The 20,064-nt window shown below is 72.9% G+C and carries 18 protein-coding genes and 1 pseudogene; 4 read left to right on the top strand and 15 right to left on the bottom strand.

All coding sequences use genetic code 11. The annotated features are described in order from the left end of the window. The 4 genes from IH45_RS0141325 to rimP form a co-directional block, all read right to left on the bottom strand. Positions 1 to 328: translation initiation factor IF-2 N-terminal domain-containing protein (locus IH45_RS0141325; RefSeq protein ID WP_030681785.1), on the bottom strand; the 328-nt coding region annotated here is incomplete at its 3' end. Between the two features lie 148 nt (positions 329 to 476). Next, a complete protein-coding gene (locus IH45_RS1000000147495) occupies positions 477 to 788 on the bottom strand; it encodes a YlxR family protein (RefSeq protein WP_078898033.1) in 312 nt (103 codons plus the stop codon). Positions 789 to 956: 168 nt separating this feature from the next. Then, positions 957 to 1,949 carry a transcription termination factor NusA gene (gene nusA, locus IH45_RS0141320; RefSeq protein ID WP_030681782.1) on the bottom strand — a complete coding sequence of 331 codons (993 nt, stop codon included), beginning with the start codon at positions 1,947 to 1,949 and terminating at the stop codon, positions 957 to 959. Between the two features lie 2 nt (positions 1,950 to 1,951). Next, positions 1,952 to 2,485, bottom strand: coding sequence for a ribosome maturation factor RimP (rimP, locus tag IH45_RS0141315; RefSeq protein WP_030681779.1), 534 nt, complete (start codon positions 2,483 to 2,485; stop codon positions 1,952 to 1,954). A 118-nt stretch (positions 2,486 to 2,603) separates the two neighbouring features. Between rimP and IH45_RS1000000149130 the strand changes: the two genes are divergently transcribed. From IH45_RS1000000149130 to IH45_RS0141300, 3 genes are all read left to right on the top strand, one after another. Further along, entirely contained in the window at positions 2,604 to 3,212 is a 609-nt protein-coding gene (locus IH45_RS1000000149130; RefSeq protein WP_158813466.1) for a hypothetical protein, read from the top strand. Between the two features lie 76 nt (positions 3,213 to 3,288). Beyond that, positions 3,289 to 3,798, top strand: coding sequence for a ferritin-like domain-containing protein (locus IH45_RS0141305; protein ID WP_050515561.1), 510 nt, complete (start codon positions 3,289 to 3,291; stop codon positions 3,796 to 3,798). 59 nt (positions 3,799 to 3,857) lie between these two features. Beyond that, positions 3,858 to 4,775, top strand: a complete 918-nt coding sequence (locus tag IH45_RS0141300) for an aminoglycoside phosphotransferase family protein (RefSeq protein WP_030681770.1) — start codon at positions 3,858 to 3,860, stop codon at positions 4,773 to 4,775. A gap of 86 nt (positions 4,776 to 4,861) precedes the next feature. Here the strand turns inward: IH45_RS0141300 and IH45_RS0141295 are convergent, their stop codons facing one another. The 6 genes and pseudogenes from IH45_RS0141295 to dxr all read right to left on the bottom strand — a co-directional run bounded on the left by IH45_RS0141295 (position 4,862) and on the right by dxr (position 12,393). Then, positions 4,862 to 6,562, bottom strand: a complete 1,701-nt coding sequence (locus tag IH45_RS0141295) for a proline--tRNA ligase (protein WP_030681768.1) — start codon at positions 6,560 to 6,562, stop codon at positions 4,862 to 4,864. 131 nt (positions 6,563 to 6,693) lie between these two features. Continuing rightward, positions 6,694 to 7,227, bottom strand: a complete 534-nt coding sequence (locus IH45_RS0141290; RefSeq protein WP_030681766.1) for a GNAT family N-acetyltransferase — start codon at positions 7,225 to 7,227, stop codon at positions 6,694 to 6,696. A gap of 172 nt (positions 7,228 to 7,399) precedes the next feature. Then, positions 7,400 to 8,245: a GNAT family N-acetyltransferase gene (locus tag IH45_RS0141285; protein ID WP_030681764.1), complete on the bottom strand. Its 846-nt coding sequence runs from the start codon at positions 8,243 to 8,245 to the stop codon at positions 7,400 to 7,402. Positions 8,246 to 8,536: 291 nt separating this feature from the next. After that, positions 8,537 to 9,636, bottom strand: a pseudogene (locus IH45_RS01000000144710) (flavodoxin/ferredoxin-dependent (E)-4-hydroxy-3-methylbut-2-enyl-diphosphate synthase). 187 nt (positions 9,637 to 9,823) lie between these two features. Continuing rightward, positions 9,824 to 11,125 carry a M50 family metallopeptidase gene (locus IH45_RS0141275; protein WP_030681762.1) on the bottom strand — a complete coding sequence of 434 codons (1,302 nt, stop codon included), beginning with the start codon at positions 11,123 to 11,125 and terminating at the stop codon, positions 9,824 to 9,826. Continuing rightward, positions 11,122 to 12,393, bottom strand: coding sequence for a 1-deoxy-D-xylulose-5-phosphate reductoisomerase (dxr, locus tag IH45_RS0141270; RefSeq protein ID WP_030681760.1), 1,272 nt, complete (start codon positions 12,391 to 12,393; stop codon positions 11,122 to 11,124). The genes IH45_RS0141275 and dxr overlap by 4 nt, the downstream gene beginning before the upstream one ends. Before the next feature lie 75 nt (positions 12,394 to 12,468). Between dxr and IH45_RS0141265 the strand changes: the two genes are divergently transcribed. Then, complete coding sequence (locus IH45_RS0141265; protein ID WP_030681757.1) at positions 12,469 to 13,293, top strand: YwqG family protein; 825 nt, start codon at positions 12,469 to 12,471, stop codon at positions 13,291 to 13,293. 30 nt (positions 13,294 to 13,323) lie between these two features. Here the strand turns inward: IH45_RS0141265 and IH45_RS0141260 are convergent, their stop codons facing one another. The 5 genes from IH45_RS0141260 to IH45_RS01000000144705 all read right to left on the bottom strand — a co-directional run. After that, the gene (locus IH45_RS0141260) at positions 13,324 to 15,243 is read right to left on the bottom strand and encodes an acyl-CoA dehydrogenase family protein (RefSeq protein ID WP_030681754.1); all 1,920 of its coding nucleotides are present in this window, start codon (positions 15,241 to 15,243) and stop codon (positions 13,324 to 13,326) included. A 426-nt stretch (positions 15,244 to 15,669) separates the two neighbouring features. Further along, a complete protein-coding gene (locus tag IH45_RS0141255) occupies positions 15,670 to 16,356 on the bottom strand; it encodes a response regulator (RefSeq protein ID WP_030681752.1) in 687 nt (228 codons plus the stop codon). Further along, positions 16,331 to 17,611, bottom strand: a complete 1,281-nt coding sequence (locus tag IH45_RS0141250) for a sensor histidine kinase (RefSeq protein ID WP_234440880.1) — start codon at positions 17,609 to 17,611, stop codon at positions 16,331 to 16,333. The genes IH45_RS0141255 and IH45_RS0141250 overlap by 26 nt, the downstream gene beginning before the upstream one ends. Positions 17,612 to 17,949: 338 nt before the next feature. Then, the gene (locus IH45_RS0141245; RefSeq protein ID WP_030681747.1) at positions 17,950 to 19,395 is read right to left on the bottom strand and encodes an aldehyde dehydrogenase family protein; all 1,446 of its coding nucleotides are present in this window, start codon (positions 19,393 to 19,395) and stop codon (positions 17,950 to 17,952) included. Positions 19,396 to 19,570: 175 nt separating this feature from the next. After that, a partial coding sequence (locus IH45_RS01000000144705; protein WP_030681744.1) for a PucR family transcriptional regulator occupies positions 19,571 to 20,064 on the bottom strand: 494 nt, incomplete at its 5' end.

Genomic DNA, 20,064 nt, shown 5'->3' with positions numbered 1-20,064 from the left:
GGGCCGCGGGGCCCGGCTTGGGGGCACCCGGCTTCGGGGCGGCGGAACGCTCCCCGGCCGGCTTGGCGGCGCGGGAGGCGCCGGACGTCTGCGCCGGAGTGGGCGCGGACGGCTTCGCGGCGGCCTTGCGCGGCGCCGCGGGCTTGCCGGCGGCACGGCCGTTGCCGTTGCCCGCCTGGAAAGCGTCGGTCAGCTTACGAACAACCGGCGCCTCGATCGTCGAGGACGCCGAACGGACGAATTCACCAAGTTCTTGGAGCTTGGCCATGACGACCTTGCTCTCCACTCCGAACTCCTTGGCGAGTTCGTATACCCGGACCTTAGCCACTTCGCTCCTTCTAGGTCCGGGTGTCCACCGGACCGTCGCTACTTCATGGGCGTACTCATCGCGTACTCATCGAGTGCTCATCGCAATCTCGACCTACTTCCGACTCGCGAGGTACCTGACCGCACGGTTTTCCGTGCGCTGTGCTTTCTTACGGTGTTGCCCGATCAACCGGTACGGCTTGATCGACATGCGCCCGTTCGACGAAGCGGCGCAAGGCCGTCGCATCGAACGGTCCCCGGCCCCGGAAGGCCCGGGGGAACGACCTGCGGCGGACCGCCAGGTCGAGACAGACCCGTGTCGGGTGCACATAAGCACCCCGGCCGGGCAGCGTACCGCGAGGATCGGGAACGCACTCGTCCTCGATCGCCACGATGCGCAGCAGATCGCCCTTGGCCGCTCGCTCCCGGCACCCCACACAGGTGCGCTCAGGGCATGCGCGGGCATGCGTCCGGCCAGACACTGCTTAAGTCTACCTCCCCGTGACGGACTCACCCCTACGGGGTAATGCCCGAACGGTCGCTCAAAATTCCGGTGGGCCGCCACCGATTTTCGGCTGCGGCCGCACCCTGACGTGCTCCGGACCGCCGACGGGCGCGGGTCGTGCCCCGTGCCCGCCGGCGGCTCGGGATCATCCCTGGTCGCCGCCCTGGTCGGTGTCCGGGCGGATGTCGATGCGCCAGCCGGTCAGCCGGGCGGCGAGGCGGGCGTTCTGCCCTTCCTTGCCGATGGCCAGCGACAGCTGGTAGTCGGGGACGGTCACCCGGGCGGAGCGGGCCGCCAGGTCGACCACCTCGACCTTGCTGACCCGGGCGGGCGACAGGGCGTGCGCCACCAGCTCGGCCGGGTCGTCCGACCAGTCCACGATGTCGATCTTCTCGCCGTGCAGCTCGGCCATGACCGCGCGCACCCGGCCGCCCATCGGGCCGATGCAGGCGCCCTTGGCGTTCAGCCCGGAGCGGGTGGACCGTACGGCGATCTTGGTGCGGTGACCCGCCTCACGGGCGATGGCCGCGATCTCCACCGAACCGTCGGCGATCTCCGGCACCTCCATGGCGAAGAGCTTCTTCACCAGATTGGGGTGGGTGCGCGAGAGCGTCACGGACGGGCCGCGCACGCCCTTGACGACCCGCACCACGTACGAGCGCAGACGCGTGCCGTGCGTGTACTCCTCGCCGGGGACCTGCTCCTGCACCGGCAGGATGGCCTCCAGCTTGCCGATGTCGACCAGGACGTTCTTCGGGTCCCGGCCCTGCTGGACGACGCCCATGACGACGTCGCCCTCCCGTCCGGCGTACTCGCCGAAGGTGATCTCCTCCTCGGCGTCCCGCAGCCGCTGCAGGATGACCTGCTTGGCGGTGGTCGCCGCGATGCGGCCGAATCCCGACGGGGTGTCGTCGAACTCGCGGGGCTCGGCGCCCTCTTCGAGGTCGGCCGGGTCCTCCTTGGCCCACACCGTCACGTGGCCGGTGTCGCGGTTCAGCTCCACCCGCGCGTGGCGGCGGGACCCCTCGGTGCGGTGGTACGCGATGAGGAGGGCCGACTCGATCGCGGCGACCAGCAGGTCGAACGAGATCTCCTTCTCCCGTACCAGACCCCGCAGGGCACTCATGTCGATGTCCACGGCTACGCCTCCTCCTGGCTCTCGTCGTTCTGCTCGGCGCGGTCGTCGCGCCCCTTGTCCTGCTTGCGGTTGAACTCGATCTCCACGCGCGCCTTGGCGATCTCGGTGAAGGCGACCCGGCGGGCGGTGGGCTTGCGGCCCTTGACGCCCGGGACCTCCAGGTCCAGACCCTCGTCGTCCACGGCGGTGATGCGGGCCACCAGCTCGCCGCCCTCGTGGAGTTGAGCCTTGACGAGGCGGCCGACGGCGCGGCGGTAGTGCCGCGGCTCGGTCAGCGGGCGGTCGGCTCCGGGGGAGGTGACCTCCAGCGTGTACGGGGCGCCGCCCATGGCGTCGGTGTCGTCCAGGACCTGCGACGCCTCGCGGCTGAGCTCGGCGCACTCGTCGAGCTGCACGCCGTCGTCGGAGTCGACCACGATCCTCAGCACACGCCGCTTTCCGGCCGGTGTCACCTCGATCTCTTCCAGATCCAGGTCTCGCGCGGCGACCAGCGGTTCAAGCAGTCCGCGCAGCCTCTCGCTCTGGGTGGTGCTCATCCGGGTGACTCCTCGGCCGCGTGTGCTGTTGTGGGAAGGTCGCGTGTCGGGTCAAAGCCTAGCTGTTCCGGCGGGGTACTGACGATTCGGTGGCCGCGCACGGATACGCTCGCCTGCGGTGATCACTACGGCCGCCCCCACCGAAGACCCCGGGAAGTCACACGTGCACAACGTCGCGCTCACGCGCAGGAGGACCTTGCTGGCCGGCTCCGTGCTCGGCGGGGCGGCACTGCTGCTCACCGGCTGCTCGGAGAATTCCGGGCCCGGCGGGGGCAGGAAGGACGCGGACGCGGTGGCCGCCGCCCGGCTGCGCGGACAGGCCGCGCGGGACAGCGCCGCGCTGCTCGCCCACTACGACGCGACGCTCGCCGCGCACCCGGGGCTGGGCGAGCGGCTGCGGCCGCTGCGCGCCGAAGTGGCCCGGCACGCGGCGGCGTTCGGCGGCGCCTCCCCCGCGCCGTCCACGTCGGCCGCCCCGTCCACGGCGCCCCGTGCGGGCGCGTCGGCCACGCCGTCCGCTTCCGCCTCGGCCCCCTCTCCCGCCGCCCCCACCGTCCCTACGGACGAGAAGCAGGCGCGCGCGGACCTCGCGACCGCGGAGCGGCGTACCGCCGACGCCAGGGCCGCGGCCCTGGTGAGCGCGCCGCCGGAGCTGGCCAGGCTGCTGGCGTCGGTGGCGGCGGCGGGCGCGGCGCACGCGTACCTGCTCACGGAGGACGGCGCGTGAGGCGCGCCGCGACGACGGTGGCACTCATCACGGGCGACAGGCCGGGCCCGGGCCCGGCCGCGGAAGGGGTACGGCGATGCTGACATCCAGGGCGGCGCGCGCGGAGGCGGCGGCCGACGGCGCGCACGGTGCCGAGCTGAAGGCGCTCCAGGCGGCGCTGGCGGCCGAGCACGCCGCCGTCTACGGCTACGGCGTGGTCGGCGGCCGGATCGGCGCCGACCGGCGCAAGGAAGCGCGGGAGGGGTACGACGCGCACCGCGCGCGCCGGGACGAGCTGCGGCGCGGCGTACGCGATCTGGGCGGCACGCCGCAGGCCGCCGCGGCCGCGTACGAGCTGCCTTTCCCGGTGCCGGACGCGGCGGCCGCCGTACGGCTGGCCGCGGAGCTGGAGGACCGGGTGGCGGCCGTGTACGCCGATCTCGTACGGGCCGGCGGCGCGGCCCGGCGCCGGGACGCGGCCGGGGCGCTGCGGGAGGCCGCGGTGCGCGCGGTGCGCTGGCGCGGCAGCGGCGTAGCCTTCCCTGGGCTCGTGGAGCGGGCCCAGGGCACTGGCGCCCCGTCCGGCGCCGCCGCGGCCGGGCACTGACGCACCGCCCGTTCCCGGGCCCCGCGTTCAGCACATCCATCGAAAGGGACAGCACAGGCATGGCTACGGCACCCATCGAACCGCCGCAACGGCTGGTGAGCGCGCTCGGCGGCGATCCGGACGGCCCGGCCGGTGCCTGGCTCGACGCGCTGCCCGGCCTCGTACAGCAGCGGCTGGACGCCTGGGAGCTGACGCTGGAGCGGGTGCACGCCCCGGGCGGGCGCAGCAGCCTGCTCGCGTACGTACGGCAGGCCGACGGCACCCCCGCGGCGCTGAAGCTCCGGGCGCCCGGCCGCGCTCCGGCGCATGAGGGCGCGGCGCTGGAGCAGTGGGACGGCTGGGGCGCGGTCCGGCTGCTGCGCGCCGACGCGGACAGCGGTGCGCTGCTCCTGGAGCGGCTGCGGGGCGCGGTGACCCTGCGCTCGCTCCCGGAGGCGAAGGCCCTGCTGGAGGCGGCGGGGACGGTACGGCGGCTGTGGGTGACGCCTGCGGAAGGCCATCCCTTCGCGTCGCTGGCGGGCCGTACGGAGGAGGCCGTCGAGGAACTGCGGTCCCTCGGGGCCACGACGCAGGCCGCGGGGCCGCTGCTGGACGAGTGCCTGGAGCTGCGCCGGGCGCTGCCCGCCGACGCGCCCGAGGAGGTGCTGCTGCACGGTGCGTTCCGGCAGGGCAAGGTGCTGGCCGGGGAGCGGGCGCCGTGGCTGGCGGTCGGCCCGTCGCCGGTGGTCGGCGAGCAGGCGTACGACCTGGCCTGGCTGGTGCTGGACCGCTTCGAGGACCTGGCGGCCGGTTCGGGGGCCGCGTCGGCGGCCCGCCGCCGGGTGGCCAAGCTGGCGGACTCCCTGGACGTGGACCGGGACCGGCTGCGCAGTTGGACGTTGTACCGCGCGGTGGACGCGGGGGTGCGCGAGCTGACGACGCCGGGCGGGGACGGGCAGCGCGGTGAGCTGCTGCTGGAGTTCGCCACGTGGCTGTAGGCATGGCGCTGCCGTAGGAGACGGCCTGGGGGCCGTGCGGGACCAGGAAGCCGGTCCCGCACGGCCCCCAGGCCGCTCTTCGTCCGTCAGGCGCTCAGCCGGGCCACGGCCTCCTCGACCGTCAGCTCCTCGCGCTCGCCGGTACGGCGGTCCTTCAGCTCGACGACGCCCTCGCCGGCGCGGCGACCCGCGACCAGGATCTTCGGGACGCCCAGCAGCTCGGCGTCGGTGAACTTCACGCCCGGCGAGACACCGGCCCGGTCGTCCACCAGGACGCGCAGGCCCGCGGCGCCCAGCTTGTCGCCGACCTCCAGGGCCAGCTCGGTCTGCTTGGCCTTGCCCGCGGCGACCACGTGCACGTCGGCGGGGGCGACCTCGGCCGGCCAGCACAGGCCGGACTCGTCGTGGGTCTGCTCGGCGAGGGCCGCGACGGCGCGGGAGACGCCGATGCCGTACGAGCCCATCGTGACGCGCGCGGGCTTGCCGTTCTGGCCGAGCACGTCCAGCTGGAAGGCGTCCGCGTACTTGCGGCCGAGCTGGAAGATGTGGCCGATTTCGATCGCCCGGTCGATGCGCAGGCCCTCGCCGCACTTGGGGCAGGGGTCGCCCGGCTCGACCACGACGACGTCCAGGTACTGGTCGACCTCGAAGTCGCGGCCCGCGACGACGTTGCGGGTGTGCTTGCCGTCCTTGTTGGCGCCGGTGATCCAGGCGGTGCCGGGGGCGACCCGCGGGTCGGCGAGGTACTTGAAGGACTTGCCGGCCAGCCCCTGCGGGCCGACGTAGCCGCGGACCAGGTCGTCGCGGCCGGTGAAGTCCTCGGCGGTGACCAGCTCGACCGTGGCCGGGGCCAGGTGCTCGCCCAGCTTGCCGAGGTCCACCTCGCGGTCGCCGGGCACGCCCACGGCGACGATCTCGCCGTCCACCTTGACGAGGAGGTTCTTGAGGGTGGCGGAGGCCGGGACGCCCAGGTGCTCGGCGAGCGTCTCGATGGTCGGGGTGTCGGGGGTGTCCAGCTCCTCCATGGCGCCCACGCCGGAGGCGTCCGAGGGCTCGACCTTGACCGTGACGGCCTCGGTGTTGGCCGCGTAGTCGCAGGCCGGGCAGTCCACGAAGGTGTCCTCGCCGGCCGCGGCCGGGGCCAGGAACTCCTCGGAGGCGGAGCCGCCCATGGCGCCGGAGACGGCGGAGACGATGCGGTAGTCCAGGCCCAGGCGCTGGAAGATCTTCTGGTACGCCTCGCGGTGCAGGCGGTAGGACTCCGCCAGGCCCTCGTCGGTGGTGTCGAAGCTGTACGAGTCCTTCATCTGGAACTCGCGGCCGCGCAGCACGCCGGAGCGGGGGCGCGCCTCGTCCCGGTACTTGGTCTGGATCTGGTACAGCATCACCGGCAGGTCCTTGTAGGACGTGCACTGGTCCTTGACCGTGAGGGTGAAGATCTCCTCGTGGGTGGGCCCGAGGAGGTACTCGGCGCCCTTGCGGTCCTGGAGGCGGAACAGCAGGTCGCCGTACTCCTCCCAGCGCCCGCTGGTCTCGTAGGGCTCCTTGGGCAGCAGCGCCGGGAGCAGGACCTCCTGGGCGCCGATGGCGTCCATCTCCTCGCGCACGACCCGCGAGACGTTCTCCAGCACCTTCTTGCCCAGCGGCAGCCAGGTCCAGATGCCGGCGGCGGTGCGGCGGACGTAGCCGGCGCGCACGAGCAGCTTGTGGCTGGCGGTCTCGGCGTCGGCCGGGTCGTCGCGCAGCGTCTTGATCATCAATCGGGACATGCGCTGGACCTGGGCCATGGTGATTCTCCTGCGTAAGAAAGGTGACTTCCGCGAGGTTATCCGGAGGGGCACGCCCCACGGAAATGGGATCCGCGCCGCGCCCGGCCCGTTTCCGCGCGGCCGGGCCGTTTCCGCGCGGCCGGGCCCCGTCAGCGCTGGAGCGGCAGCGGCGCGCCCATCACCGCGTACGGGAGCGGGGCGCTCGGGAACAGCACGCGGCGGGCCAGGTCCTGGTAGCCGAGGGCGCGGTAGAGGCCGCGGGCCGGGCTGTCGGTGTCGATGGCGGACAGGATGCTGCGCGGTTCGGCGGCCCCGTCCGTGATGCGGGTGATCAGTTCGCGGCCGATGCGCCGGTTCTGGAAGGCGGGCAGCACATGCAGCTCGGTGATCACGAAGGAGTCGTCGAGCCAGTGGTCCAGGCCGCGGGCGCGCAGGTACGGCTCGACGACCGTGGACCACCAGTGCGTACGGCTGTTGGGCATGCCGTAGACGAAGCCGACCAGCCGTCCGCCGGGCGTCGTGGCGCCCAGGGCGCGGGCGCCGGGGCTGGTCAGGTGGCGCAGGACGATGTGGCGGCGGACGCCGATCTCGTCGTCGGTGAGCCCGAACGCGAGCGCCTGTACGGCGAGCGCGTCGTCCACGCGGACAGCGAGATCCAGGGGGCCGACCGCGACGTCATCCATGGTCGGGAGCGTACAAGGCGCCGCGGCGTAAGACGATCGGCGGGACGGCCCGAGAGGGGCGGCATCCGGCCGCGGGGCGCGGGGCCGCAGGGCGCGCACGGGGCATGGGGCGCGGGGCCGCAGGGGGCATGGGGCGTGGGGCACGAGGCGCGGCGCGGGGCGCGCGGGCGGCTCAGAAGAGCACGCTCATGAAGGCGCCGGTCTCCTGGAAGCCGACCCGCCGGTACGCGGCCCGCGCCGCCGTGTTGAAGTCGTTCACGTACAGCGAGGCGACGGGCGCGACCTCGGTGAGGGCGTGGCGCAGCACCGCGGCCATGCCCGTCTCGGACAGGCCCTTGCCGCGGTACTCGGGCGCGACCCAGACGCCCTGGATCTGGCAGGCCCGCGGCGTGGCGGCGCCGATCTCGGCCTTGAAGACGACCTTGCCGTCGTCGACCCGGGCGAACGACCGCCCGGTGCCGACCAGCTCGGCGACGCGCGCCTGGTAGAGCAGTCCGCCGTCGCCGGCCAGCGGCGAGATGCCGACCTCCTCGGTGAACATCGCCACGCACGCGGGCATGATCAGGTCCATCTCGTGCTTGCCGATGCGCCGGACGTACGGGTCGGGCTCGACCTCGGTGGCGAAGGAGGACGTGACCATCAGCGGCTGGTTCGCGCGTACCTCGCGGGCCGGGCCCCAGGCGGGCTCCAGGAGGGACCACAGCGCGGCGGTCGACTCGGCCGGGCCGACGATGGAGGAGCAGCGCCTTCCCTGGCGGCGGGCCCGCTCGGCGAAGCCGCGTACCGCCTCGGGGGTGGCGCAGACGGGTACGAGGTTGGCGCCCGCGTAGCACAGTGACTCCAGGCGGCCGTCCGCGTACCAGCCCCACATCTCGCCGCCGAGCCGCCACGGGTCGAGCCCGGCGACCTGTACGCGCGCGGCGACGAACGCGTTGGCGACGGGGTCGCGGTCCAGCACCGCCAGCGCGTCGTCGAGCTCCCCGGGCTCCAGAACCTTGGTGGTCGTGGTGGTCAGCACGTGTCGGAAAGCCTCACCTTTACGGGCCTGGGAGGCCAGGCGACTGCAGGTCCTGGAACTTTACCTCCCCGGCGGCGTGCGCAGCGGATCCGCTGCGGGTACCGCTTCCGGCGCGGTTTACACACCGAGCCCCGCCACCGGTGTGGTCCGGTGACGGGGCTCGCGTGGCGCGCGGGGCGCGCGGGGTTTTACAGAGTCCTGCGGGGTCCTACGGGCCCCATGTGCGGCCCCATGCGGGCTCCATGCTGGCCCCACGCGGGCCCCATACAGGCTCCTACGGAGTCGTACGGGTCAGCCGGCGACGGAGATCGTGGGCTCGCCGGACGTCACGCCGTCCTTCTCCATCTGCTCGGCGATCTTCATGGCCTCTTCGATGAGGGTCTCCACGATCTTCGACTCCGGCACGGTCTTGATGACCTCGCCCTTGACGAAGATCTGCCCCTTGCCGTTGCCGGACGCCACGCCCAGGTCGGCCTCACGGGCCTCGCCGGGACCGTTGACGACGCAGCCCATGACCGCGACCCGCAGCGGCACCTCCATGCCCTCCAGGCCCGCGGTCACCTCGTCGGCCAGCTTGTACACATCCACCTGGGCACGCCCGCAGGACGGACAGGAAACGATCTCCAAGCGGCGCGGGCGCAGATTCAGCGACTCCAGGATCTGCAGCCCCACCTTGACCTCCTCGGCCGGCGGCGCCGACAGGGAGACGCGGATGGTGTCGCCGATGCCCTCCGACAGCAGCGCGCCGAAGGCCACCGCCGACTTGATCGTGCCCTGGAAGGCAGGACCGGCCTCCGTCACACGACCGGGTCGTTGTGCTTGACCGAGATCTTGATGTCCCGGAACCCGTGCTCCTCGAACAGCGAGCACTCCCACAGCGCCGACTCCACCAGCGCCTCGGGCGTGGCCTTGCCGTACTTCTGGAGCAGCCGGCGGTCGAGGGAGCCGGCGTTCACGCCGATGCGGATGGGGGTGCCCGCGTCGGAGGCCGCCTTGGCGATCTCCTTGACCTTGTCGTCGAACTGCTTGATGTTGCCGGGGTTGACCCGGACCGCGGCGCAGCCGGCGTCGATCGCGGCGAAGACGTACTTCGGCTGGAAGTGGATGTCCGCGATGACCGGGATCTGCGACTTGCGGGCGATGACCGGCAGCGCGTCGGCGTCGTCCTGGGTCGGGCAGGCGACCCGGACGATCTGGCAGCCGGAGGCCGTCAGCTCGGCGATCTGCTGGAGCGTGGCACCGATGTCGGACGTGCGCGTGGTCGTCATCGACTGCACCGAGACCGGTGCGTCTCCGCCCACGGCGACCGGTCCGACCTGGATCTGGCGGCTGACCCGGCGGTCGGCCAGCTTGGTCGGTACGTCCGGCATTCCCAGTGAAATGGCAGTCATCTGGCGAGCAACCCCAAGGTGTGGATCTAGGTCCCGAGATCGGCGGGCTCCGGCCTTCGAGATTACGGCACGGTGGTTGCCGCGGGCACATCGAACCCCTCCGGCCCCCCGTTGGGAGCCGGTGGAGCACCCATGTGCGCGGTTTGCGGGGCTGAATGCCGGGGCACCGTCACCCAGCCCCTGGTACCTATGTCAGCTTCACCGGATTCACCACGTCGGCCACCAGGACGAGCAGCGTGAAGCAGATGAAGATCCCGGCGACCACGTACGCGACCGGCATGAGCTTGGCCACGTCGAAGGGGCCGGGGTCGGGGCGGCGGAAGACGCGGGCGAAGGCGCGGCGGACCGATTCCCACAGGGCGCCCGCGATGTGGCCGCCGTCCAGCGGCAGCAGCGGGAGCATGTTGAACAGGAACAGGGACAGGTTGAAGCCGGCGACCAGGAAGAGCATGGTCGCCACCCGCTGCTCCGGCGGGATGTTCAGCGAGAAGACCTCGCCGCCGACCCGGGCCGCGCCCACCACGCCCATCGGGGAGTCCTGCTTGCGCTCGCCGCCGTTGAAGGCGGCGTTCCACAGGTCGGGGACCTTGGCGGGCAGGTTGACCAGCGACTGGACGCCCTGTTCGACCATGGTGCCCATGCGGTCCACGGACTGGCCGAAGGTCTGCGGGACGATGCCGGTGGCCGGGGTGAAGCCGAGGAAGCCCGCGGTGACGTACTCGCCCGGCACGTAGGAGCCGTGCCCGTCGGTCTTGGCGACCTTGTTCGCGATCAGGTTCGCGTGCAGCTGCTGCCGCTTGCCGTCCCGCTCGATGGTGATCGTCGCGGGGCCCGTGGTGTCCCGGATGCTCTGCTGGAGGCTGCCCCAGTCCGGTACGGGCCTGCCGTTGAAGTCGACGATCCTGTCACCGGCGCGCAGCCCCGCGGCCTTGGCCGGGGAGTCCTTGGCGCCCGCCGTGCACTTGTCGGTCTTGGCGGAGGCCGCGATGACACAGTCCGAGACCGAGCCGACCCGGGTGGTCTGGGTGTTGATGCCGAAGCCCATCAGCACGCCCATGAAGATCACGACCGCGAGGATCAGGTTCATGAACGGCCCGGCGAACATCACGATGACGCGCTTCCAGGGCTTGCGCGTGTAGAACAGCCGCTTCTCGTCGCCGGGCTGCAGCTCCTCGAAGGCCGCCGAACGGGCATCCTCGATCATGCCGCGCCAGGGCGAGGTGGACCGGGCCTGTATGGCGCCGTCCTCCCCCGGCGGGAACATCCCGATCATGCGGATGTAGCCGCCGAGCGGTATGGCCTTGATGCCGTACTCGGTGTCGCCCTTGCGCCGGGAGAACAGCGTCGGCCCGAAGCCGACCATGTACTGCGGCACCCGGATGCCGAACATCTTGGCCGTGGACAGATGCCCGAGCTCGTGCCAGGCGATCGAGAAGAGCAGGCCGACGACGAAGACGACTATGCCCAGAACCGTCATCCAGGTCGTCATGCGCGGGCCTCCGATGTCGTACGGGCCGCTCGGGCGGCCAGCTCACGGGCGCGGGCACGCGCCCAGGTTTCCGCCTGCAAGACGTCCGCGACCGTCAGGGAGGTTCCCCTGGCGGGCGTGCCGTGCTCCGCGACCACTTCGGCGACCGTATCGACAATCCCTGTGAACGGCAGCCCGCCCTTGAGGAAAGCATCGACGCATTCCTCGTTGGCCGCGTTGAAGACGGCGGGCGCGGTGCCGCCCAGGTCACCGACGTGGCAGGCCAGCGGCACGGACGGGAACGCCTCGGTGTCCAGGGGCAGGAACTCCCACCGGTGGGCCGTGGTCCAGTCGATGCCGGGGGCGGCGTCCGGCACCCGGTCGGGCCAGCCGATGCCCAGGGCGATCGGCATCCGCATGTCCGGCGGGCTGGCCTGGGCCAGCGTCGAACCGTCGGTGAACTCCACCATCGAGTGGATGTAGGACTGCGGATGGACGACGACCTCGATGCGGTCGAAGGGCACGTCGTACAGCAGATGCGCCTCGATGACCTCCAGGCCCTTGTTGACCAGGGTGGCCGAGTTGATGGTGATGACCGGCCCCATCGCCCAGGTGGGGTGGGCGAGCGCCTGCTCCGGCGTGACGGACGCCAGCTCCCGCTTCGAACGGCCGCGGAACGGCCCTCCGGAGGCGGTGACGACGAGCTTGCGCACCTCCTTGCGGGGGCCGCCCAGCAGGCCCTGGAAGAGCGCGGAGTGCTCGGAGTCGACGGGCACGATCTGGCCGGGGCGCGCCCGGTCCTTCACCAGCGGGCCGCCGACGATCAGCGACTCCTTGTTGGCGAGCGCCAGCGCGCGGCCCGCCTTCAGGGCGGCGAGGGTGGGCGCGAGGCCGATGGAACCGGTGATCCCGTTGAGGACGGTGTGGCAGTCCGAGGCGGCGACCTCGGTGGCCGCGTCGGGCCCGGCGAGGATCTCCGGCAGCGGCTCCCCCGCCCCGTAGCGCGCGGACAGCGCCTCGCGCAGCGCCGGCACCGCGTCCTCGCGGGCCACCGCCACCGTACGGACCCGCAGCAGGTGCGCCTGCTCGGCCAGCAGCTCCACCCGGCCGCCGGCCGCGGACAGCGCGGTCACCCGGAAGCGGTCGGGGTTGCGCAGCACCAGGTCGATGGCCTGGGTGCCGATGGAGCCGGTCGAGCCGAGGATCACGATGTCGCGCGGCCCGCCGCCGTCGCCGGTGAGCGGGGCGGGGACGAAGCGCAGATGCGGGTCAGCGAGGGTGTCCGTCATGGGGACCATTGTTGCCGGTCCGGGCGGGGCCGTGAGCCGCAGGGGATTGTCAGTGGGTCGTGGGACCGTACGGACATGGAACGAACGATCTCCCCGCCCGCGCGGCTGGCCGCCGGGCTCATGCCCGCCGACGCGGCGGAGCGCTGGACGGCGCTGCTGCGCCCGGCGGTGCGCCTGACGCGCCCGGACGACCGCCGCGCCCCGCTCGCCGGGCCGCCCGTGGGGTACCTGGGCGGCCGTCCGGAGCTGCCGGAGGACGTGCCGTGGCCGGTGTGGGAGGGGAACGGGCCGTTGACGTTCGTCGCTTCGGTGTCGCTGTCCGCGCTCGCCGGCGCGGAGGTGGACATACCCCTGCCGGAGGACGGCACGCTGCTGTTCTTCGTGTCCTACGGGCCGGGGCAGGGCGACGGGGTGCCCGGCCTCGGCCCGGAGGGGCAGCGGGGCGCCCGCGTCGTGTACGTGCCGGAGGGCACGCCCGTCGCCGAGCGCCGGGTTCCCGGAGGTCTCGAAGAGCCGTACCGCCGGGTCCCGCTGTCGGCGGAACCGGAGATGACGTGGCCCGACCACGAGGACTTCTGGCTGGGGGATCTGGTGGGCGCGAAGCCCCTGGACGACCTTCCGGAGTGGACGGACGCTTTCCAGGACGCTCTGACCGACCTTGACCCCAAGGTGCGGCACCGCATCGGTGGCCACCCGATACCCATCCAGGGCGGGGTGGGCCTCGACGACCTCGGCGAGGACGAGGACCCGGACGACTTCGTGCTGCTCGCCCAGATCGACAGCGACGAACGGGCCTGGATGGACTGGGTCCACCAGGGCACCCTGTACTGGCTGATCACCCGGGCGGACCTGGCTGCGCGGAACTTCGCGGGGGCGCGCTTCACCTGGCAGTTCCTCTAGAGCCGCCCGGTGCAGCGCGCCCCGCCCGGGTCACCGGATCGGCCGGTGCACGTTCTCCTCGGCCGACGGTCCGGGCGTCGCGTCGGCGATCCACGGGCCGTCGCCGCTCGGATCCACGACGCCGTCCTCCAGCCAGGCGTAGGTGCCGGTCAGCACGCCGGAGACGACCTTGCGGTCCAGGTCGTCGGTGTTGGTCCACAGCCGCCCGAAGAGTTCGTCCACGCGGATGCGGGCCTGCCGGCAGAACACGTCGGCGAGCTGGTGCGCCTCACGGCCGTGGTCGTCGGTGGCGCGCAGGTGCTCGGCCCGTACGACGGCCGCGCTCATGGCGAACAGCTCGGCGCCGATGTCCACGATCCGGCCGAGGAAGCCCTGCTTGGTCTCCATCCGGCCCTGCCAGCGGGACATGGCGTAGAAGGTGGACCGGGCCAGCTTGCGGGCGGCCCGCTCCACATACCGCAGGTGCCCGGCGAGTTCACCGAACTCCGCGTACGTACGCGGCAGTTGGCCGGGACCGGCGACCAGCTTGGGCAGCCAGCGGGCGTAGAACGTACCGGCCTTGGCGGCGGCCTTGCCCTTGTCGGAAAGCGACTTGTCGGGGTCGATGAGGTCTCCGGCCACGGACAGGTGCGCGTCCACCGCCTCGCGGGCGATGAGCAGGTGCATGATCTCCGTGGAGCCCTCGAAGATGCGGTTGATGCGCAGGTCGCGCAGGATCTGCTCGGCGGGCACGGCGCGCTCGCCGCGGGCCGCGAGCGAGGCCGCGGTCTCGAAGCCCCGGCCGCCGCGGATCTGGACGAGTTCGTCGGCCATCAGCCAGCCCATCTCGGAGCCGTAGAGCTTGGCCAGCGCCGCCTCGATGCGGATGTCGTTGCGGTCCTCGTCCGCCATCTGGGAGGACAGGTCGACCACGGCCTCCAGCGCGAACGTGGTCGCCGCGATGAAGGAGATCTTGGAGCCGACCGCCTCGTGCTTGGCGATCGGCTTCCCCCACTGCTCACGGGCCGCGGACCACTCACGGGCGATCTTCAGACACCACTTGCCGGCCCCGACGCACATGGCGGGCAGCGAGAGCCGGCCGGTGTTGAGCGTGGTCAGCGCGATCTTCAGACCCGCGCCCTCGGGGCCGATGCGGTTCGCGGCGGGCACCCGTACGCGGTGGAAGCGGGTGACGCCGTTCTCGATGCCGCGCAGCCCCATGAAGGCGTTGCGGTTCTCGACGGTGACGCCCTCGGCGGCGGCCTCCACGACGAACGCGGTGATGCCGCCCTTGTGGCCCTCGCTCTTCGGGACGCGCGCCATGACGACCAGGAGGTCGGCGACGACGCCGTTGGTGGTCCAGAGCTTCACTCCGTCGAGGACGTAGTCCTCGCCCTCCGGTACGGCCGTGGTCGCCAGCCGGGCCGGGTCGGAGCCCACGTCCGGCTCGGTGAGCAGGAACGCCGAGATGTCCGTGCGGGCGCAGCGCGGCAGGAAGGTGTCCTTCTGCTCCTGGGTGCCGAACAGTTTCAGCGGCTGCGGTACGCCGATCGACTGATGCGCGGACAGCAGCGCGCCGATGGCGGGGTTGGCGGAGCCGACGAGGGCGAGCGCCTTGTTGTAGTAGACCTGCGTGAGGCCGAGGCCGCCGTACTTGGTGTCGATCTTCATGCCGAGCGCGCCGATCTCCTTGAGACCGTCGATGGTCTCGTCGGGGATCTGCGCCTCGCGTTCGATGCGGGCACCGTCGATCTTCGTCTCGCAGAAATCGCGGAGCTTGGCGAGGAACTCCTCACCGCGCTGGGCGTCCTCGGTGGCGGGGGTGGGGTGCGGGTGGATGAGGTCGAGCCGGAAGCGGCCCAGGAACAGTTCCTTGGCGAAGCTGGGCTTGCGCCAGTCCTGCTCCCGGGCGGCCTCGGCGACCTGCCGGGCCTCGCGCTCGGACACGTTGCGGGTGGATGGAGCGGTCATGAGGGGCTCACCTCGCCGCGGAGTCGGGTCACGGAGTGGGTCGTCGGTCGGTGGGGGCCGGGCGTCCCGCGGTCACGGAATTCAGCGTTCCGTACCGGTCGACGCCGGGCCGGTGTGCGTACGGCGTCCCGCCGCCGTCCGGCTACCGGTCAGTGCTACTTGTGAGTCTGTACCCGTTCCGTTCGACTTGCACCAGACTTCGCGGCACGGAACGGGGCGGGCGGCGCACCGCCGGTGCCCGGTTTCCGGCCGGGCGCGGACGCGGAGCCGCCGAGCGCCGTCGGCGGCGGCGCCCGCCCCATGCCGTCGGCCGCGGCGCCCGCCCCATGCCGTGGGCTGCATCCGCCCCATGCCATCGGCCGCGCCCGCCCCATGCCGCGTCGGCCGCGCCCGCCCCGTACCGTCGGCCGCCCGCCCCATGCCCCCTCAGCGGGCGCCCGGCGTGACCAGCCCCGTCTCGTACGCCAGCACCACGGCCTGGGCCCGGCTGCACAGTCCCAGCTTGGCCATCGTGCGATTCAGGTGCGTCTTGACGGTGGCCTCGCTGATCACCAGCCGGGCCGCGATCTCGGGGTTGGACAGGCCCTTGGCGGTGTGCCGCAACACCTCCAGCTCGCGGGCGGTGAGCGCCTGGAGGGTTTCGGGCCCGTCCGCCGGCTCCGGCCCGGGTTCGTCCCGCTGCCGTGCGTACGCCTCGACCAGCCGGCGGGTGACGCTCGGCGCGAAGAGCATGTCGCCGCCCGCGACGGTGGCGATGGCCGAGAGCAGCCGGTGCGGCGGGGTGTCCTTCAGCAGGAAACCGCTGGCCCCGGCGCGCAGCGCCGCGTAGACGTACTCGTCCAGGTCGAAGGTGGTCAGCACCACGACACGCGGGACGGGTCCGGCGGCCCCGGCCGCGCCGTGCAGGATGCGTTCGGTGGCGGTGATGCCGCTGACGCCGGGCATCCGGATGTCCATCAGGATCACGTCGGGGCGGTGTTCGGCGGCCAGCCGGACCGCCTCCTCGCCGTCCGATGCCTCGGCCACCACCTCGACGTCGGGCGCGGCCCGCAGCAGGGCGGCCACGCCGGCCCGGATGAGGACCTGGTCATCGGCCACCAGCACCCTGATCATGCTCTGTCGTCCCTTTCCCAGGCGGTGCCGGCCCCGCCGCGGGGTGGACGGGCAGTGTGAGCCGCACCTGGAAGCCGCCGCCGGGGAGAGGCCCGGCCCGCAGACTGCCGCCGTAAATCCTGGCCCGCTCGCGCATCCCTATCAACCCGTGTCCGGTCGAGATGTGGCCGGAAGTCGCCGGTGGAACAGGGGATTCCGCGGGTGGGCCGCCGTCGTCGCGCACCTCGACCGTGAGGCGTTCGGCGCCGTGGTGGACGAGGACCTCGACGCGGGCGCCCCGGGCGTGCTTGAGGGCGTTGGTCAGCGCTTCCTGTACGACGCGGTAGGCGCACTGTTCCAGCCCCGGCGCGTACGGCCGCCGCTCCCCCGTCGTACGCAGTCCGACCGGCAGCCCCGCGCCCCGTACCCGCTCGACGGCCCCGCTGATCCGGTCCAGGCCCGGCGCCGGTTCGTAGGCTGCGGCATCCTCGCCCTCGCCCGTGTCCCGGCGGTCCACGGCGGCCGGGCCACCCGCCATCTCCCGCGGGTCCACGCGCAGGACGGCCAGCAGCCGCCGCATCTCCTCCAGCGCCTCGCCGCTGGTCCCGGCGATGGTGCCGAGCGCGCGCCGGGCGGTGTCCGGATCGGAGGTGAAGACGTATCCGGCCAGCCCGGCCTGTACGGAGATCACTGACATGTGGTGGGCGACCACGTCGTGCAGTTCGCGGGCGATGCGCACCCGTTCGTCGGCGACGGCGCGCCGGGCGTTCTCCTCCTTCTCACGGCGCAGTTGCCCGGCCATCTCGGTGAGGCGGACGTTGCGTTCGGCGGAGGTGCGGGCGATGTTGCCGAACCAGCACAGGATGACCGTGTACAGCACGCTCTGCCCGAGGGTGGTCGGCCAGGCGCTCTCGTTGCCCGTCGTTCCCGCGAAGTTCCACAGCGCGGCCAGCAGCACGGAACAGCCCGCGGCGACGCGCGGCGGCCGGTGGGAGGCGACGGTGTAGAGGGCCATCAGGCCCGCGAGGCTGTTGACGACGGGCCAGTAGTCCAGCGCGATGTAGGCGAACCACAGGAGGAAGACACCCAGGCACACCGCGACCGGGGCCCGTCTGCGGGCCACGAGCAGCAGGTTGATCAGACAGGTCAGTACGGAGCCGAGGCCGTCCAGACGGTGCCAGCCGGCAGGCGCGTTGTCGTGGCCGAGCAGCAGGGACACGGTCGCGAAGGCGGCGGCGACGGCCGTGTCGAGAGCGTACGGCGAGGGTTTCCGCACCCACCGTCGCACCACCCCTGCCACCCCGCCCCTGCGCACGGCCGCAGCGTAACCCGGGCGGCACGGCGGGGCATCGAACCGGAGGTGGCCGCCCGCCTACCGCGGGAGTTGTACGTCCGGCGCGTGGCTACCACGGAAGTCACGCCCGCTTTTCCACCCGTGACGGGACGCCCCGGCGCACGGGGCGCGCGTACGGTCGCAGAGCGACACCGCACCACGGCGCCGCCACGGGGGAACGGCGCCACCGCACGGCCACGGGGGAACGGGGGAGGGCGGCGCGCTCCGGGACAGGTCCCGGAGCGCGCCGCTCGTTCTCCAGAAGCCCGGAAGCCGCGCTTCTAGAGGTCCAGCCCGGTCAGCACCAGCACCCGCTCGTACGTGTAGTCCTCCATCGCGAAGCGCACGCCCTCGCGCCCCACGCCGGACTGCTTGGCGCCGCCGTACGGCATCTGGTCCGCACGGTAGGACGGCACGTCGCCGATGATCACGCCGCCGACCTCCAGCTCCCGGTGCGCCCGGAAGGCGGTCTGCACGTCGTGCGTGAACACGCCCGCCTGGAGGCCGTACTTGGAGTCGTTGACGGCGGCAAACGCCGCTTCCTCGCCTTCGACCTTGGTCAGGCTGAGGACCGGTCCGAAGACCTCCTCGCAGGCCAGCGTCACACCGGCCGGCACGCCCTCCAGGACGGTCGGCGCGTAGGAGGCGCCGTCCCGCTTGCCGCCCGCGAGCAGCTTCGCGCCCGCGCCCACGGCCTCCTCGACCCACGCCTCGACGCGCTTGGCGGCGTCCTCGCTGACCAGCGGGCCGACCTCGGTCTCGTCGTCCGACGGGTCGCCCGTGACCTGCGCGTTGACGGCGGCCACGATCTTCGGCACCAGCCGGTCGTAGACCGACGCGTCGGCGATCACCCGCTGCACGGAGATGCAGGACTGGCCGCCCTGGTAGTTGGAGAAGGTGGCGATGCGCTGCGCCGCCCAGTCCAGGTCGGCCTCGGAGGCGTAGTCCGCCAGCACCACGGCCGCGCCGTTGCCGCCCAGTTCGAGGGTGCAGTGCTTGCGCGGCACCGAGTCCATGATCGCGTAGCCGACCTGCTCGGACCCGGTGAAGGAGATCACCGGCAGCCGCTCGTCCCGGACCAGCGCCGGCATCTTGTCGTTGGTCACCGGCAGGATCGACCAGGAGCCGGCCGGCAGGTCGGTCTCGGCCAGCAGCTCGCCGAGAATCAGGCCGGACAGCGGGGTGGCCGGGGCCGGCTTGAGGATGATCGGCACGCCCGCCGCGATCGCCGGGGCGATCTTGTGGGCGCAAAGGTTGAGGGGGAAGTTGAAGGGCGCGATGCCCAGCACCGTGCCGCGCGGGAAGCGGCGGGTCAGCGCGAGCCGGCCGGCGCCGCCCGCGTCGGTGTCCAGGCGCTGCGCCTCGCCACCGTTGAAGCGGCGGGCTTCCTCGGCCGCGAACCGGAAGACGGAGACGGCCCGGCCCAGTTCGCCGCGGGCCCACTTGATGGGCTTGCCGTTCTCGGCGGAGATCAGCCGGGCGATCTCCTCCGTGCGCTCCGCCAGGCGCCGCTGTACGTGGTCCAGGGCCGCGGCCCGTACGTGGGCGGGGGTGGCGGCCAGCTCGGCCTGGACGGCGACGGAGGCCGCGACGGCCTCCTCGACCTGCGCCTCGGTGGGAACGCTCACCGTGCCGACGAGGCGGCCGTCCCAGGGGGAGGTGACGGCGAAGGTGTCCTCGCCGGTGGCCTGGCGACCGGCGAGCCAAAAGGCGGTGGGAGAAGTCACAGTGGGTCCCGGCCCTTCCGGAGTGGGGGTGGTACGGACGGCCCGCGCGGGCCTGGGTCCACCGTAGGGGCGGGGTGCGGCCAGGGCGTTTGTCCGGCACGTAGTAGTCGTACGGTGCGGCCCGCCGCATTGGCGTACGGATCGCCGCATCGGCGCACGGGCCGCCGCCCCGGGGCTACGGCCGCTCCGCGGCGTCGGCCCCGTACGGCTCCGTGACCGCCGCCGTCGTCTTCAGCGCCAGCCACAGCTCCATGCGCACATCCGGGTCGTCCAGCGAGCGCCCGAGGATCTCCTCCACCCGCCGCATCCGGTAGCGCAGCGTGTGCCGGTGCACGCCCAGGTCGGCGGCGGCAGCGTCCCACTGGCCGTGCCGGGACAGCCAGGCCCGCAGGGAGGCTACGAGGTCGCCGCGGCCGGTCGCGTCGTGCTCGTGCAGGGCGCGCAGCAGGCCGTCCGCGAAGGCCCGTACGGCGTCGTCGGCGAGCAGCGGCAGAACGGAACCGGCCGCCACGTCCTCGTGCTCGACGAGCACCCGGCCGCGGCGGCGGGCGACGGACAGGGCCTGCTCCGCCTGGCGGTAGGCGTGCGCGGCGTCCCGCGGCCCGGAGGGCGCGGACAGGCCGACGGCCAGGCCCCCGCCGGAGCGCCCCGCGAACCCCGGCCCCGGCC

The organism is Streptomyces rimosus subsp. rimosus (genome assembly GCF_000720725.1).
Classification (GTDB): domain Bacteria; phylum Actinomycetota; class Actinomycetes; order Streptomycetales; family Streptomycetaceae; genus Streptomyces; species Streptomyces rimosus_A.
This window is presented reverse-complemented; position numbering and strand designations above follow the sequence as displayed.

Excerpts from the sequence above, each read along its gene's own strand:
- rimP (WP_030681779.1), bottom strand. The coding sequence starts at position 2,485 with ATGAGCACCACCCAGAGCGAGAGGCTGCGCGGACTGCTTGAACCGCTG.
- IH45_RS0141305 (WP_050515561.1), top strand. The coding sequence starts at position 3,289 with ATGCTGACATCCAGGGCGGCGCGCGCGGAGGCGGCGGCCGACGGCGCG.
- IH45_RS0141300 (WP_030681770.1), top strand. The coding sequence starts at position 3,858 with ATGGCTACGGCACCCATCGAACCGCCGCAACGGCTGGTGAGCGCGCTC.
- IH45_RS0141295 (WP_030681768.1), bottom strand. The coding sequence starts at position 6,562 with ATGGCCCAGGTCCAGCGCATGTCCCGATTGATGATCAAGACGCTGCGC.
- IH45_RS0141290 (WP_030681766.1), bottom strand. The coding sequence starts at position 7,227 with ATGGATGACGTCGCGGTCGGCCCCCTGGATCTCGCTGTCCGCGTGGAC.
- IH45_RS0141275 (WP_030681762.1), bottom strand. The coding sequence starts at position 11,125 with ATGACGACCTGGATGACGGTTCTGGGCATAGTCGTCTTCGTCGTCGGC.
- dxr (WP_030681760.1), bottom strand. The coding sequence starts at position 12,393 with ATGACGGACACCCTCGCTGACCCGCATCTGCGCTTCGTCCCCGCCCCG.
- IH45_RS0141265 (WP_030681757.1), top strand. The coding sequence starts at position 12,469 with ATGGAACGAACGATCTCCCCGCCCGCGCGGCTGGCCGCCGGGCTCATG.
- IH45_RS0141260 (WP_030681754.1), bottom strand. The coding sequence starts at position 15,243 with ATGACCGCTCCATCCACCCGCAACGTGTCCGAGCGCGAGGCCCGGCAG.
- IH45_RS0141255 (WP_030681752.1), bottom strand. The coding sequence starts at position 16,356 with ATGATCAGGGTGCTGGTGGCCGATGACCAGGTCCTCATCCGGGCCGGC.